11 protein-coding genes are annotated in these 13,924 nt (G+C 60.6%); 8 read left to right on the top strand and 3 right to left on the bottom strand.

Translation table 11 applies throughout. The features are described 5' to 3' along the window. Positions 1-78 precede the first annotated feature (78 nt). Positions 79-978 (bottom strand): LysR family transcriptional regulator, encoded by a 900-nt coding sequence (locus tag F3I15_RS16740; protein WP_150018681.1) that lies wholly within the window; start codon positions 976-978, stop codon positions 79-81. Positions 979-1,534: 556 nt separating this feature from the next. Between F3I15_RS16740 and F3I15_RS16735 the strand changes: the two genes are divergently transcribed. Next, positions 1,535-2,659, top strand: a complete 1,125-nt coding sequence (locus F3I15_RS16735) for a GNAT family N-acetyltransferase (protein WP_150018680.1) — start codon at positions 1,535-1,537, stop codon at positions 2,657-2,659. On the opposite strand, the gene F3I15_RS16730 is transcribed toward F3I15_RS16735, so the two are convergent. Then, the gene (locus tag F3I15_RS16730; protein WP_150018679.1) at positions 2,656-4,488 is read right to left on the bottom strand and encodes an ABC transporter ATP-binding protein; all 1,833 of its coding nucleotides are present in this window, start codon (positions 4,486-4,488) and stop codon (positions 2,656-2,658) included. The genes F3I15_RS16735 and F3I15_RS16730 overlap by 4 nt on opposite strands. Positions 4,489-4,551: 63 nt before the next feature. Here F3I15_RS16730 and F3I15_RS16725 point away from each other — a divergent pair, with 63 nt between their 5' ends. Then, on the top strand, positions 4,552-5,052 hold the full coding sequence (locus F3I15_RS16725; protein ID WP_039381066.1) for a GNAT family N-acetyltransferase: 501 nt from the start codon (positions 4,552-4,554) through the stop codon (positions 5,050-5,052). A gap of 88 nt (positions 5,053-5,140) precedes the next feature. On the opposite strand, the gene F3I15_RS16720 is transcribed toward F3I15_RS16725, so the two are convergent. Further along, positions 5,141-6,205, bottom strand: coding sequence for a sugar ABC transporter substrate-binding protein (locus tag F3I15_RS16720; protein WP_223810729.1), 1,065 nt, complete (start codon positions 6,203-6,205; stop codon positions 5,141-5,143). A 420-nt stretch (positions 6,206-6,625) separates the two neighbouring features. Between F3I15_RS16720 and F3I15_RS16710 the strand changes: the two genes are divergently transcribed. From F3I15_RS16710 to kdpC, 6 genes are all read left to right on the top strand, one after another. Beyond that, positions 6,626-8,020: an MFS transporter gene (locus tag F3I15_RS16710; RefSeq protein WP_150018678.1), complete on the top strand. Its 1,395-nt coding sequence runs from the start codon at positions 6,626-6,628 to the stop codon at positions 8,018-8,020. A 146-nt stretch (positions 8,021-8,166) separates the two neighbouring features. Beyond that, positions 8,167-9,330: an HD-GYP domain-containing protein gene (locus F3I15_RS16705; RefSeq protein WP_150018677.1), complete on the top strand. Its 1,164-nt coding sequence runs from the start codon at positions 8,167-8,169 to the stop codon at positions 9,328-9,330. A gap of 108 nt (positions 9,331-9,438) precedes the next feature. After that, on the top strand, positions 9,439-9,528 hold the full coding sequence (gene kdpF, locus F3I15_RS16700) for a K(+)-transporting ATPase subunit F (protein WP_071669265.1): 90 nt from the start codon (positions 9,439-9,441) through the stop codon (positions 9,526-9,528). Next, positions 9,528-11,207 (top strand): potassium-transporting ATPase subunit KdpA, encoded by a 1,680-nt coding sequence (kdpA, locus tag F3I15_RS16695; RefSeq protein WP_150018676.1) that lies wholly within the window; start codon positions 9,528-9,530, stop codon positions 11,205-11,207. The genes kdpF and kdpA overlap by 1 nt, the downstream gene beginning before the upstream one ends. Positions 11,208-11,214: 7 nt before the next feature. After that, positions 11,215-13,263: a potassium-transporting ATPase subunit KdpB gene (kdpB, locus tag F3I15_RS16690; protein ID WP_150018675.1), complete on the top strand. Its 2,049-nt coding sequence runs from the start codon at positions 11,215-11,217 to the stop codon at positions 13,261-13,263. 11 nt (positions 13,264-13,274) lie between these two features. Further along, positions 13,275-13,847: a potassium-transporting ATPase subunit KdpC gene (gene kdpC, locus F3I15_RS16685; RefSeq protein ID WP_150018674.1), complete on the top strand. Its 573-nt coding sequence runs from the start codon at positions 13,275-13,277 to the stop codon at positions 13,845-13,847. The last annotated feature ends 77 nt before the right edge of the window (positions 13,848-13,924 follow it).

Raw genomic sequence — 13,924 nt, 5'->3', positions numbered from 1 at the left:
GGGCGCAGAGAGTAGCGCGCCGCGGGCCTGGTGATAATCCAGGCAAAACGGCTTTCATTCTTTCCGAAATGGAAGTAATCAGGCGGGCGGCTGATGAAGGAAGTGGCTGGCCAGAAAGTCGATCAGCAGCCGGGTTTTTTGCGCCAGAAAACGGGCAGAGGGGTAAAGTGCAAACAGCCCCAGGGGCGGCGGCGCAAACTCCGCCAGCAGCGTAACAATCTCCTGACGCTGCAGGGCGGGCGTAGCGATAAAGCCGGGCAGGCGGGCGATACCGAGCCCGGCGACGGCAGCGTGCAGGCACGCTTCGGTATTGGAAAAACAGAGGCGGCCGCGGATCGGTACCGTAGCGCTGTCGCCTGCAGCCGTGACAAAAGGCCAGTTCCACGGATCGCGAAAGTTGGTATCGCTGATGCACTGGTGTCGGGCGAGATCGCGCCAGTGCTGCGGCGCGCCATGCTGGTGCAGGTAGGCCGGGGATGCGGCGATATGCACCGGTACATCACCCAGTCGCCGGGCGATCAGGCTGCTGTCATCGAGGCGCCCGATGCGCACCGCCAGATCGAACCCTTCATCCACGATATTGACAGCGCGATCGGAAAAACTGACGTCCAGTTCGATTAGCGGATAGTGACGGGCAAACGCGACCAGCACCGGTGCCAGTACCGCCGTCCCAAACGTGCCTGGCGCGCTGATGCGCAGCCGGCCAGAGGGCAGGCTGGCATTTTCCCGCATAGCGTCATCCAGCGCATCAAACGCATCCAGCAGTGTTTTAATGCGTTCATAGTAAGCGCGGCCCGCATCGGTCGGAGAGAGCGCCCGCGTGGTACGCTTGAGCAGCTGAACGCCCAGCAGCTGCTCAAGCCGCGACACCAGCTTTGACGCCTGCCCGCTGCTGGCGCCAAGGCGCATCGCCGCAGCGGCAAAGCTGCCCGTCTCCAGCACAGCGACAAACATCCGGTCACAATCGAGTCGATCCATCTTCTCTCCAGGCAGGCCAAAGCCAGAGTATACGCATCAACCCGTATGCCTGTAAGGGGGCGCATTGATGGCATCATTACGTCCCGCACGCGAATTAACCGCGGGGCATTGTAGGGGGCGCATTAATGCGCCCCTGATCACAACGCGCACCGCGCCGACGTCATTACGTCCCGCACGCGAATTAAACCAGGGCGCCATAAATGGCGCCCCTACGGGGGCATTGTAGGGGGCGCATTAATGCGCCCCTGGCCGCAACGCGCACCGCGCCGACGTCATCACGTCCCGCACGCGAATTAAACCAGGGCGCCATAAATGGCGCCCCTACGCGGGGCATCGTAGGGGGCGCATTAATGCGCCCCTGGTCACAACGCGCACCGCACCGACGTCCCGCACGCGCATTAACCCGGGCGCCATTAATGGCGCCCCTACAGGTGCATCGTAGGGGCCGCAGCTCGCACCACCCCTGCATTGCATCATGGCGGGAAAGAGCGCTGTGACGTATCGTATACGCATTCATCCGGGCGTCATAAAGGGCGCCCCTGGCCGGGAGAGCTGCATGTCACTGCATTTTCTATCATCACTGACGGAGATCGCGGCTGCTGAATGGGACGCGCTGCTGCCTGACGATCAGCCCTTTTTACGCCACGCCTTTCTGACTACCCTTGAGGAGAGCGGCAGCGTGCGCGCTGAAACGGGCTGGCAGCCGGCACACCTGCTCTGGCGGGAGCAGGGCAAAACCGTCGCCGCGCTGCCGGGCTATGTTAAATCCCACTCGCGCGGAGAATATGTCTTCGATCAGGCCTGGGCCGAGGCGTGCCAGCGCGCGGGGATCCGCTACTACCCCAAATGGCTCGGTGCCGTTCCGTTTAGCCCGGTGACGGGGCAGCGTCTGCTGGGCGAAGCGTCCGCCATCAGTCAGCTGCTGGCCGCGCTGCCGGATGCGCTGCTGGCGCGGCAGATAAGCGGCGCGCATATCAACTTCACCACACCGTCCGCCAATGCACTGATCGCAGAGCAGTCCGACTGGCTGATGCGCCTCGGCCTGCAGTATCACTGGCATAACCGTCACTACCGTGACTTTGCCGACTTTCTTGATACGCTGATGTCGCGTAAACGCAAGCAGCTGCGCAAAGAGCGGGAGCTGGTGCAGCAGAGCGGCTTTGTCTTTAGCTGGTATCGCGGTGATGAACTGCGGGAGCATCAGTGGGATTTTGTCTACACCTGCTACGTCAGCACCTATGCGGTACGCGGCCAGCGTCCTTACCTGACGCGCGCGTTTTTCAGTCTGCTGGCAGAGCGTATGCCGCAGGCGATTCGCGTGGTTATCGCCACGCTGGATGAGCGGCCTGCCGCGATGGCCTTTTATCTGTGCGACAGCACCACGCTTTATGGCCGCTACTGGGGCTGTCTGGCAGAGTTTGACCGCCTGCACTTTGAGACCTGTTTTTATCAGGGCATGGAGTTTGCTATCGCAGAAGGGCTGCAGCGCTTTGATGCGGGAGCGCAGGGTGAGCACAAACTGGTGCGCGGGTTTGAGCCGGTGATAACGCACTCGTGGCACTATCTGGCGCATCCGGGACTGCGCGCGGCGGTGGAAGATTTTCTGCAGCAGGAACGGGCAGGAGTGCACGACTGGGCCGATGAAGCGCGCGCAGCCCTGCCGTTCCGGCGCGGCGATTAATCGGTGCCGACAAAGCCGCCGGTCTGATGCTGCCACAGGCGGGCATAGAGGCCGTTCTGCGTCAGCAGCTCGTGGTGATTGCCCATCTCCACGATCTCACCCTGCTCCAGCACCACCAGCCGATCCATCTTCGCGATGGTCGAGAGGCGATGGGCGATGGCGATCACCGTTTTGCCCTGCATCAGGCTCTCCAGACTCTCCTGAATGGCCGCTTCCACCTCAGAGTCCAGCGCCGAGGTAGCTTCATCCATAATCAGAATCGGCGCATCCTTGAGCAGCACGCGGGCGATAGCGATACGCTGTCGCTGACCGCCAGAGAGCTTGACGCCGCGCTCGCCGACGTGCGCCTCCAGCCCGGTACGTCCCTGAGAATCAGAGAGCAGCGGGATAAACTCATCGGCACGCGCCTGCGTGATGGCCGCCTGCAGCTCCGCTTCCGTGGCGTCGGGACGACCATAGAGCAGATTGTCGCGAATGGAACGGTGCAGCAGTGAAGTATCCTGCGTGATCATACCAATCTGCCCGCGCAGGCTCGCCTGCGTTACATCCGCAATATTTTGATCGTCAATTGTAATGCGGCCGCCGTTGAGGTCATACAGACGCAGCAGCAGATTCACCAGCGTGGATTTACCGGCACCGGAAGGGCCAATCAGGCCGATTTTTTCACCCGGTTTAATCGTCAGGTTCAGCCGGTTAATCACCTGACGGTGAGTGCCATAATCAAAGCGCACATCTTCAAAGCGGATCTGGCCGCGCGTCACCCGCAGCGGTGGTGCCGCCGGCGCATCCTGGACGCTGAGCGGCTGCGCAATAGTGCCCAGCCCATCCTGCACCATGCCGATATTTTCAAAAATACCGTTCACCACCCACATGATCCAGCCTGACATATTCACCAGCCGGATCACCAGCCCGGTCGCCAGCGCAATGGCGCCAACGCTGATCAGCGACTGACTCCAGAGCCACAGCGCCAGCCCGGAGGTGCTGACAATCAGCAGGCCATTCAGCGTGGAGAGCGTGATGTCCATGCTGGTCACCATGCGGCTGGCGTGGCGGGTTTTATCGGTCTGATCCTGAATCGCCTCGCGCGCGTAGCGCTTCTCCAGATCGGTATGCGCAAACAGCTTGATGGTGGCAATGTTGGTGTAACCATCCACAATGGTGCCCATCAGGCGCGATCGCGCCTCTGAAGAGACCACCGACCGCTGCTTCACGCGCGGGACAAAAAAGCGCAGTGACAGGCTGTAAGCGATCAGCCAGATCACCAGCGGGATCATCAGCCGCCAGTCCGCTTCTGCAAATAGCACCAGCGAGGTACCGGCGTAAATCACCACATGCCAGATGGCGTCCACCAGCTGTACCGCCGAATCGCGCAGCGCGTTGCCGGTCTGCATGATGCGCTGGGCGATGCGGCCGGCAAAATCGTTCTGAAAGAAGTTCAGGCTCTGGCGCAGCACATAGTTATGATGCTGCCAGCGGATCATGCTGGTCATGCCGGGGTTGATGCTCTGGTGAACCAGCAGGTCGTGCAGGGCGATCACCACCGGCCGCAGGATCAGCGCCACCGCCGCCATCCAGAGCAGCACCGGCCAGTGTTCACTGAACAGCGTTGCGGGCGTGGCATGGTTGACGAGGTCGATAATACGGCTGAGATAGCTGAACAGCGCCACTTCAATCAGCGCCTGCGCCAGGCCCACCACCAGCAGCGCGGCGAAACCTGGCCATACCTGACGCAGATAGTAGCGATAGAACGCGCCGAGGGTGGCGGGGGGAGAATCCGTTGGTGCATCCTGAAAAATATTGATAAAACGTTCAAAACGGCGAAACAACATAGGGTCACTCTTTCCGGAAGGTCAGAGTTAACAGCTTAGTGCAATCAGACGGAGATCACGGATATGGAGATAAAGATTCGCGGCCGCGAACCGCGTGACGCCGCGGCTTACCAGCGTCTCTACAGTCAGCCAGAGGTATATCGCTGGACCACGCAGCTGCCCTTTCCCAGCGTGGCGACGTGGGAGAAAAAATTTGAGCGCATGGACGCTGAGGGCTATATCGCGTTTGTCGCTGAGCTCGATGGGCAGCTGGTGGGCGAACTGACGCTGTTTACCGAACAGCGGCTGCGCACCCGCCACAGCCTGAGCTTTGGCATCAGCGTTGATCCGGCGTTTGCCGGACGCGGCATCGGCGAGCAGCTAATCCGCACCGGGCTCGACTACGCCTTTAACTGGATGGGGATTATCCGCGTGGAGCTGGAAGCGTTTCATGACAACGCGCGCGCGCTGCGCCTCTATACGCGTCTGGGCTTTGAGCATGAGGGCGTCAAGCGTAAAGCGTGCCTGCGCGATGGCGACTATCACGATATTGTGGTGATGGCGAAACTGCGCGACCGTCAGTGACGCTGCGCGCGCTTTCTGAAATGCGCGAAAATAAGAGCTGACAGCAGAGCCGCCGCACCGTGCGGCTCTGCTGCGTTCTCAGGCGGGGCTACTGGCTCTTTTTAACGTAGTTCTGCATATTCTCTTTGGTAACCAGTTCGAACGGGATCCAGACGTGAGAAGCGACTTTCTCACCGGCAATCAGCTTTTGCGCGACCTCAACGGACGTTTTGCCCTGGCCGATGGCGTCCTGAAATACGGTGACCTGAATTTTATCCTGCGCCAGCGCCTGCAGACCATCCGGCGTGGCGTCAATGCCGCCAATCAGCAGCTTTTTGTTGCTTTTTGCCAGCGCCATGGCCGCGCCAATCGCCATCTCATCGTTGTTCGCCGCGACAATATCAATCGCCTCGCCGTTGCCAAGCCAGTTAAGCATTAAATCCATGCCTTCGTTGCGCGCATAATTAGCCGGCTGTTTCTGCACCACTTTCATGCCGGGATATTTCGCTACCACCTGCTCCACATCTTTCGTACGCTGCAGGGCGCCGGCATCAGTGAGATTGCCGATCATAATCGCCACATTGCCTTTGTAATTAGCCATTTTAGCCAGCGCTTCCATCTGCAGCGTGCCTGACTCACGCTCATCCGAGCCAACAAACACCACTCCCGGCGGCAGCGTTTTGTCGCCCGGCGTACGGTTTACATACACCAGCGGAATCTTTGCCTGCTGCGCCAGACGGGTCAGCTGCGGCGTGCTGGCCGAGTCCACCGGATCGACAATGATGGCATCCACACCTGCGCCGATAAAACTCTGTACCTGATCGGTCTGGCGGCCGACATCGCCGCGTGCATCTTCAAACTGCACCGCCAGCCCGCGCGCTTTCGCCTCTTTATCGATCGACTGGCGGATAANGTCCACCGGATCGACAATGATGGCATCCACACCTGCGCCGATAAAACTCTGTACCTGATCGGTCTGGCGGCCGACATCGCCGCGTGCATCTTCAAACTGCACCGCCAGCCCGCGCGCTTTCGCCTCTTTATCGATCGACTGGCGGATAATGGTTAAAAAGTTCTGATCAAAGTAGGCCATCGACACGCCGATTTTATCCGCCAGCGACGACGCAGAAACCGAAAGCAATCCCACCAGCAGCACCGCTTTTACTGTTTTCATCACATACTCCAGAGCATAAGAGAAGAGGGTGTGGAACAAAAATTCCATTATCGATAAAAATGACCATTTATAACCATTTGAGACTACGATCGACGCATCAGCCTGACAATCTGCCGGTGCGCGTTTTGCTGCCGGGAGCACAGATCGGCTCCCACATAGCCAGCGCCAGCCGCCTTTTCTTTCGCCTGGCGCACACTCTGCGGCGGTCACCGGAGAAAGATCGGCAATCTGTGCGGCACAGCACGCTGCATTGTGCCAAACGCTGAAAGCGGGGGCGTTTTTAACCTGCCGATCCCTGCAACCGCACAATGACCGCGCACCAGCCCGCTTTCTATAGTTGCTGAACAGTAAAGATTGCGCGGTATTGCTGATCCCTGTCGCATCGCGACAGGACGCTTCCCCTTTCAAGGAACTGAGCCTATGTTGCAACGTCAAACCCGCAGTGAAACCAGCCGTGTGCGCCTCTGGATCCTGTGCCTGATCCTGTTTCTGTCGGTGGTGGCCTATGCTGACCGTTCGATCCTGTCGATCTCCGGTTCCGCGATCAAAGAGGAGTTTGGCCTTTCGGCGATCCAGCTTGGCCTGATCCTCTCCGCCTTCAGCTGGGCTTACGTGATTGGTCAGATCCCCGGCGGCCTGCTGCTCGACCGCTTCGGCACCAAAAAAGTTTATGGCGCGACACTGGTGCTCTGGTCGGTCTCCACGCTGCTGATGGGCTTTGTCGGTGAGTTCTCCACCGGCGTCACCATGACGCTGACGCTGATGTTCGCGCTGCGTTTTGCGCTGGGGCTGATCGAAGCACCAAGCTTTCCCGCTAACGCCCGCGCGGTCATTATGTGGTTTCCCGGAGCCGAACGCGGCCGTGCCTCATCGCTGTTTGCTTCGGCGCAATATTTTGCCGTCGCCATTTTTTCGCCCATCTCAGGCTGGCTGGTCATGCGGTTTGGCTGGGAGTGGCCGTTCTTTGTACTGGGCACCATCGGCATTCTGGCCGTGTTTGGCTGGATGGCGTGGATGCACACGCCGCGTCAGCATCCGCGCGTGACAAAAAGCGAGCTGGAGTACATTGAGCAGGGCGGTGCGCTGGTGGATATAGACGCCGCAGAGACGCTGAAAGCCCGTCCTCCGGTCGATAAACGCATGTTTAAACTTCTGCTCAGCAGCCGCATGCTGTGGTGCGCCTATCTGGGGCAGTACTGTACGATTGCACTCAGCTACTTCTTCATTACCTGGTTCCCTATCTATCTGGTTCAGGCGCGCGGCATGAATATCATGGATGCCGGTTTTGCCACCATTGCGCCGGCGCTGTTTGGATTTCTCGGCGGCATCAGCGGCGGTTTTCTCTCTGACAAGCTGCTGGCGCGCGGCTGGAGCCTCTCCTGGGCACGTAAGGGGCCGTTTATCGCCGGTATGGTGATGGCGGCTTCGCTGACGCTGGCCGCGGTGATCCCGAGCAACGCCGGTATTATCGCTATCATGTCTTTCGCGTTCTTCGGCAAGGGCGTGGCGGCGGGGGCGGGCACCTGGACCATTGTCAGCGACACCGCGCCAAAAGAGGCGGTGGGGCTGGCGGGTGCTATCTTCAACGGTATCGGTAATATGGCTGGCTTCATTACGCCGCTGCTGTTTGGCATTATCGTTGGCCTGACCGGCAGCTACAGCGTCGGCCTGCTGTTTGTTGGCGCGCACTGTATTATCGCGGCCCTGCTGTTTCTGCTGGTAATGGGACCGATTCAGCGCGCAGAGAGCCAGACGCCTGCGAGCCAGACGCGCACGCCGCACCGTGAGCAGGGCGAAGGTGCTCTGAGCCGGTAGTCTGTTCACCGCCACCGGTAAAGGGCACCAGCGGGAAAATGTGCGCTTTACCGGCGGGCTCACAGCCGCACAAAACGCCTCTGAAGATTTTTTGATCAGCTGCCGATATCCCTCCTGACCATCCACAGCGAGTCAGGAGAGTATGTGTGATAAAGCTGATTTCCGTGGACGAACTGCAAGAGGGCATGTTTATCCACAAACTTGAGGTCTGGTGGCTGAAAGATCGGCGCATTCGCAACCTTATGCTGATCACCGATCGCCGCCAGATCGCCATGATCCGCAGTGAAGGGATCCGCCAGGTCTGGATCGATCTTGATAAGTCGGTGCCGATCCCGCGCAGCCAGCCCGTCAGAGCGCCGGTTGCGGAGAGTGCCTTTTTCCGCGAGCTGGATCAGGCGCAGCAGATTTTCGCCCAGGGCAAGCCGCGCGTGCTGGCGATGTTTAATGAGGCTCGTATGGGGCAGCGCCTCGATCTCAGCTTCACGCTCGATCTGGTTGATCAGATAGCAGGATCGATTGCGCGTGAGCCTTCAGCGCTGCTCAGCGTGGCGCGCCTGAAAAATCACGATGACTACACCTATCTGCACTCCATGGCGGTGTGCGGGCTGATGATCTCGCTCGGTAAGAAACTGGGCCTGGAGGCCGACCAGCTGCGTCGCGCAGGCATGGCTGGCCTGCTGCACGACGTCGGCAAAGCGGCCGTGCCGCTGGCGATCCTCAATAAGCCCGGCAAGCTGAGCGACGATGAGTTCGCGGTCATGCGTGAACATCCGATTGTTGGCGCGCAGATGCTGATGGAGGCGGACGCCGGCTACGATCTGCTGGATGTGGCGCTGCACCATCACGAAAAATTTGACGGCAGCGGCTATCCGCACGGCCTGCGCGGCGAGGAGATCACGCTCTATGCCCGCATGGCCTCCGTCTGCGATGTCTATGACGCACTCACCTCACATCGTCCCTACCGTAAAGGCTGGACGCCTGCAGAAGCGATGCACAACATGCTGAGCTGGCGCGGCCATTTCGATCCTGCGCTGCTGCACAGTTTTGTACGGTCGATTGGCATCTATCCGGTCGGATCGCTGGTGCGTCTGGCGTCGGGGCGGGTCGCGCTGGTGGTGCAGGCAGGCGAAAAATCGCTGCTGAAGCCTAAACTGCACGTCTTCTGGTCGCTGCATGCCCGGCGCGAAGTCAAACCGGAAATTGTCGATTTAGGCGACAGCTTCTGTACCGACAGCATTACCGGTGCTGAAGAGGGTTCGCTGTGGCAGAACATCGATCTTAACCGCGTCTGGGCGCTGGAAAGCGCTTAAATTTACGCCATATTTATACTTTCTTTACGCCCGCCCTCCGCCTTTTTATCTCTTCTTTATGCCGCGCCGCGCATGCTTGTCGCACTACTGACTACTCCGGAGGTTGCTGTGAGCGTGGGCGTAATAGCGGGCATTGTGCTGCTGATTTTGTTGCTGGGCTATCTGGTTTATGCCCTGCTTAATGCGGAGGCATTCTAATGGCGGCGAATGCATTCTTACTGATCGCGCTGTTTCTGCTGGTGCTGATGGCGCTGGCGCAGCCGCTGGGTCGGTTTCTGGCGCGGCTGGTGGCGGATAAACCGCTGCTGCCGCGCACCGAACGTCTGCTGTGGCAGCTGACGGGCAGCGGCGCAGCGGCGATGCGCTGGCAGCACTATCTGCTGGCGCTGCTGCTGTTTAACGCCGTGGGCTTCGTGGTGCTGCTGGCGATACTGATGCTGCAGGGGGCGCTGCCGCTTAATCCGCAGCAGATGCCGGGCCTGAGCTGGGATCTGGCGTTTAACACCGCGGTAAGCTTTGTCACCAATACCAACTGGCAGGCGTATGGCGGTGAGAGCAGCCTGAGCTACTTCAGCCAGATGGCGGGGCTGACGGTACAAAACTTTCTCTCTGCGGCAACCGGGATCGCCGTGGCGTTTGCCCTGATGCGCGGGTTTGCTAACCGTTCGCTGGCGACGCTCGGCAACGCCTGGCGTGACCTGACGCGCATCACGCTCTATGTTCTGCTGCCGCTCAGCCTGGTGATTGCGCTGTTTTATGTCAGCCAGGGCACCATCCAGAGCTTTGCGGCGTATCACACCCTCACCACGCTGGAGGGCGCACAGCAGACGCTGCCGCTCGGTCCGGTAGCCTCGCAGGAAGCTATCAAGATGCTCGGCACCAACGGCGGCGGGTTCTTTAACGCGAACTCTGCCCACCCGTTTGAGAATCCGACCGCCCTGACCAACTTTGTTCAGATGCTGAGCATTTTCCTGATCCCGGCGGCGCTCTGCTTTACGTTCGGGCAGCACCTGAACGATCGCCGGCAGGGCCATATGCTGCTGTGGAGCATGAGCATTCTGTTTGTCCTCGCGGCCTCGGCGGTGATATGGGCAGAGGTACGGGGCAACCCGCATTTCCTGGCGCTGGGCGCTGACAGCGCGCTCAACATGGAGGGCAAGGAGACGCGCTTCGGCATACTCAACTCGGGCCTGTTCGCGGTAATTACCACGGCAGCCTCCTGCGGCGCGGTCAATGCGATGCATGACTCCTTTACCGCGCTGGGCGGCATGGTGCCGATGTGGCTGATGCAGCTGGGCGAAGTGGTATTCGGCGGCGTGGGCGCAGGGCTGTACGGCATGCTGCTGTTCGTTCTGCTGGCGGTGTTTATCGCCGGGCTGATGATCGGACGCACGCCGGAGTATCGCGGTAAAAAAATCGACGTATGGGAGATGAAAATGACCGCGCTGGCGATTCTGGTCACGCCCGCGCTGGTGCTGCTGGGTACCGCACTGGCGCTGATGACCGATGCCGGTCGCGCGGCGATGGCCAACCCCGGCATTCACGGATTCAGCGAAATACTCTATGCGGTCTCATCTGCGGCAAATAACAACGGCAGCGCTTTTGCCGGACTCAGCGCCAGCACGCCGTTCTGGAACCTGCTGCTCGGCGTCTGCATGCTGGCTGGCCGCTTCGGCATCATTATTCCGGTGATGGCGATTGCCGGATCGCTGGCGGCGAAAAACGTTCAGCCCGCGGGTAACGGTACGCTGCCGACGCACGGCCCGCTGTTTATCGGCCTGCTTACAGGCACCGTGCTGCTGGTGGGTGCGCTGACCTTTATTCCCGCACTGGCGCTTGGGCCGGTCGCGGAACATCTGCAACTGATTCAGGAATAACGCAATCATGAGTCGTCAACAACTGGCGCTGTTTGATGCGCAGCTGACCCGCACCGCGCTGCTGGATGCGGTTAAAAAACTCGATCCGCGCGTGCAGTTTCGCAACCCGGTGATGTTTCTGGTATGGCTGGGCAGCGTGCTGACGTCGCTGCTGGCCGGTGGCATGCTGGCGGGCTGGCTGAGCGGCAGCGCCGGCTTTACCGGTGCCATTGCTTTCTGGCTCTGGATAACCGTGCTGTTCGCCAGCTTTGCGGAAGCGCTGGCGGAAGGGCGCAGCAAGGCGCAGGCCAACAGCCTGAAAGGTATTAAGAAAACCAGCGAGGCGAAGAAGCTTGCGGCGCCGCACTATGGTGCTGCATGGCAGCCAGTCTCTGCGGATACGCTGCGCAGAGGTGACGTGGTCCTGGTTGAGGCGGGCGATGTGATCCCGTGCGACGGCGATGTAATGGAGGGCGGCGCGTCGGTGGATGAGAGCGCCATTACCGGCGAATCGGCGCCGGTAATACGCGAGTCCGGCGGCGATTTTGCTTCTGTTACCGGCGGCACGCGCATTCTCTCTGACTGGCTGGTGATCCGGTGCAGCGTCAATCCAGGCGAAACCTTTCTCGATCGGATGATCGCTATGGTGGAGGGCGCAAAACGTCGTAAAACCCCGAATGAGGTCGCGCTGACCATTCTGCTGGTTTCACTGACCATCGTATTTCTGCTGGCGACCGCCACGCTGTGGCCATTTTCCGCGTACGGCGGTACGCCGGTGAGCGTTACGGTGCTGGTGGCGCTGCTGGTCTGCCTCATTCCCACCACGATTGGTGGCCTGCTGTCGGCCATTGGCGTGGCGGGCATGAGCCGCATGCTGGGAGCAAACGTAATCGCCACCAGCGGACGCGCGGTGGAGGCGGCAGGGGACGTTGACGTGCTGCTGCTGGATAAAACCGGCACCATCACGCTTGGCAATCGCCAGGCGACGCAGTTTCTGCCCGCGCCGGGCGTCAGCGAAGAGCAGCTGGCGGATGCGGCACAGCTCGCGTCACTGGCAGATGAAACACCGGAAGGACGCAGTATTGTGGTGCTGGCGAAGCAGCGGTTTAACCTGCGCGAACGCGATCTCAGCGCAATGGGCGCCAGCTTTATCCCTTTTTCCGCTCAGACCCGCATGAGCGGCGTGAACGTACAGGATCGGCTGATCCGCAAAGGCGCCGTGGACGCCGTACGCCGCTATATCGACGCCGGCAATGGACGCTTTCCGGCGGAGGTCAACGCCCGGGTTGAAGAGGTCGCGCGCGCGGGCGGCACGCCGCTGGTGGTGGCGGAAGGCGCGCAGGTTCTGGGCGTGGTGGCGCTGAAAGATATTGTCAAAGGCGGCATCAAAGAGCGTTTTGCTGAACTGCGCCGGATGGGCATTAAAACCGTGATGATCACCGGCGACAACCCGCTGACCGCGGCGGCTATCGCCGCGGAGGCGGGCGTGGATGACTTTCTGTCAGAGGCGACGCCGGAGGCTAAGCTGGCGCTGATCCGTCAGTATCAGTCAGAAGGCCGGCTGGTCGCGATGACCGGCGACGGCACCAACGATGCGCCTGCGCTGGCGCAGGCGGATGTCGCGGTGGCGATGAATTCCGGCACCCAGGCGGCGAAAGAGGCGGGGAACATGGTCGATCTCGACTCAAATCCGACCAAGCTGCTGGAGGTGGTGCATATCGGTAAACAGATGCTGATGACGCGGGGGTCGCTGACCACCTTCAGCATCGCCAACGACGTGGCGAAATATTTTGCCATCATTCCGGCGGCGTTTGCCGTGACCTACCCGCAGCTCAGCATGCTTAATATCATGGCGCTGCACTCTCCCGCCTCGGCGATCCTGTCGGCGGTGATCTTCAACGCACTGGTAATTGTGTTTCTTATTCCGCTGGCGCTGAAAGGGGTGAGCTACCGGCCGGTGAGCGCGGCAGCGCTGCTGCGGCGCAATCTGTGGATTTACGGTGCGGGCGGGCTGGTGGTGCCTTTTATCGGTATTAAAGCGATTGACCTGCTGCTCACGCTGTCAGGCCTGGTCTAAGGAGAAGAGAGATGAGTCAGTTACGTCCGGCTGTTGTATTGTTTATAGTGCTGATGCTGTTTACCGGTGCTCTCTATCCGCTGCTGACCACCGGGCTGGCACAGTGGTGGTTTCCGCAGCAGGCGAGCGGTTCGCTGCTGGGGCAGGCGGGCAGCGTGCGCGGCTCGGCGCTGATTGGGCAGCTGTTCACTCAGCCTGGCTATTTTCAGGGTCGGCCATCGGCCACGGCGGAGCGGCCTTATAACGCACAGGCCTCCGGCGGCAGCAACCTGGCCGGGAGTAACCCGGCGCTGGACAGCGCCGTCGCTGCGCGCGTGGCCGCGCTGCGGGCGGCGAATCCGCAGGCGCCGGCGGCAGTGCCGGTTGAGCTGGTCACCGCTTCAGGCAGCGGGCTCGACCCCGATATCTCACCTGCGGCAGCGCGCTGGCAGGCGCCGCGCATTGCGGCAGCGCGCAACATGACGCTGAAAGACGTTGAGGCGCTGATTGCGCGCAACACCGTGCGTCCGCTGCTGCCGTTTATCGGCGAAGAGACAGTGAACGTGCTGCGACTCAATATGGCGCTGGATAATTTGCAGGGGTGAGGTGCATCCGGTGCGCATAAATGCGCCCCCTACAACGTAGGGTCGCCATTTATGGCGACCGTTTCAATGCGCGGATC

It is taken from the genome of Pantoea sp. M_9 (assembly GCF_008631385.1).
Taxonomy (GTDB): domain Bacteria; phylum Pseudomonadota; class Gammaproteobacteria; order Enterobacterales; family Enterobacteriaceae; genus Pantoea; species Pantoea eucrina.
The sequence above is the reverse complement of the archived record's forward strand: the minus strand, read 5'-3'. Positions and strand labels throughout refer to the sequence as shown.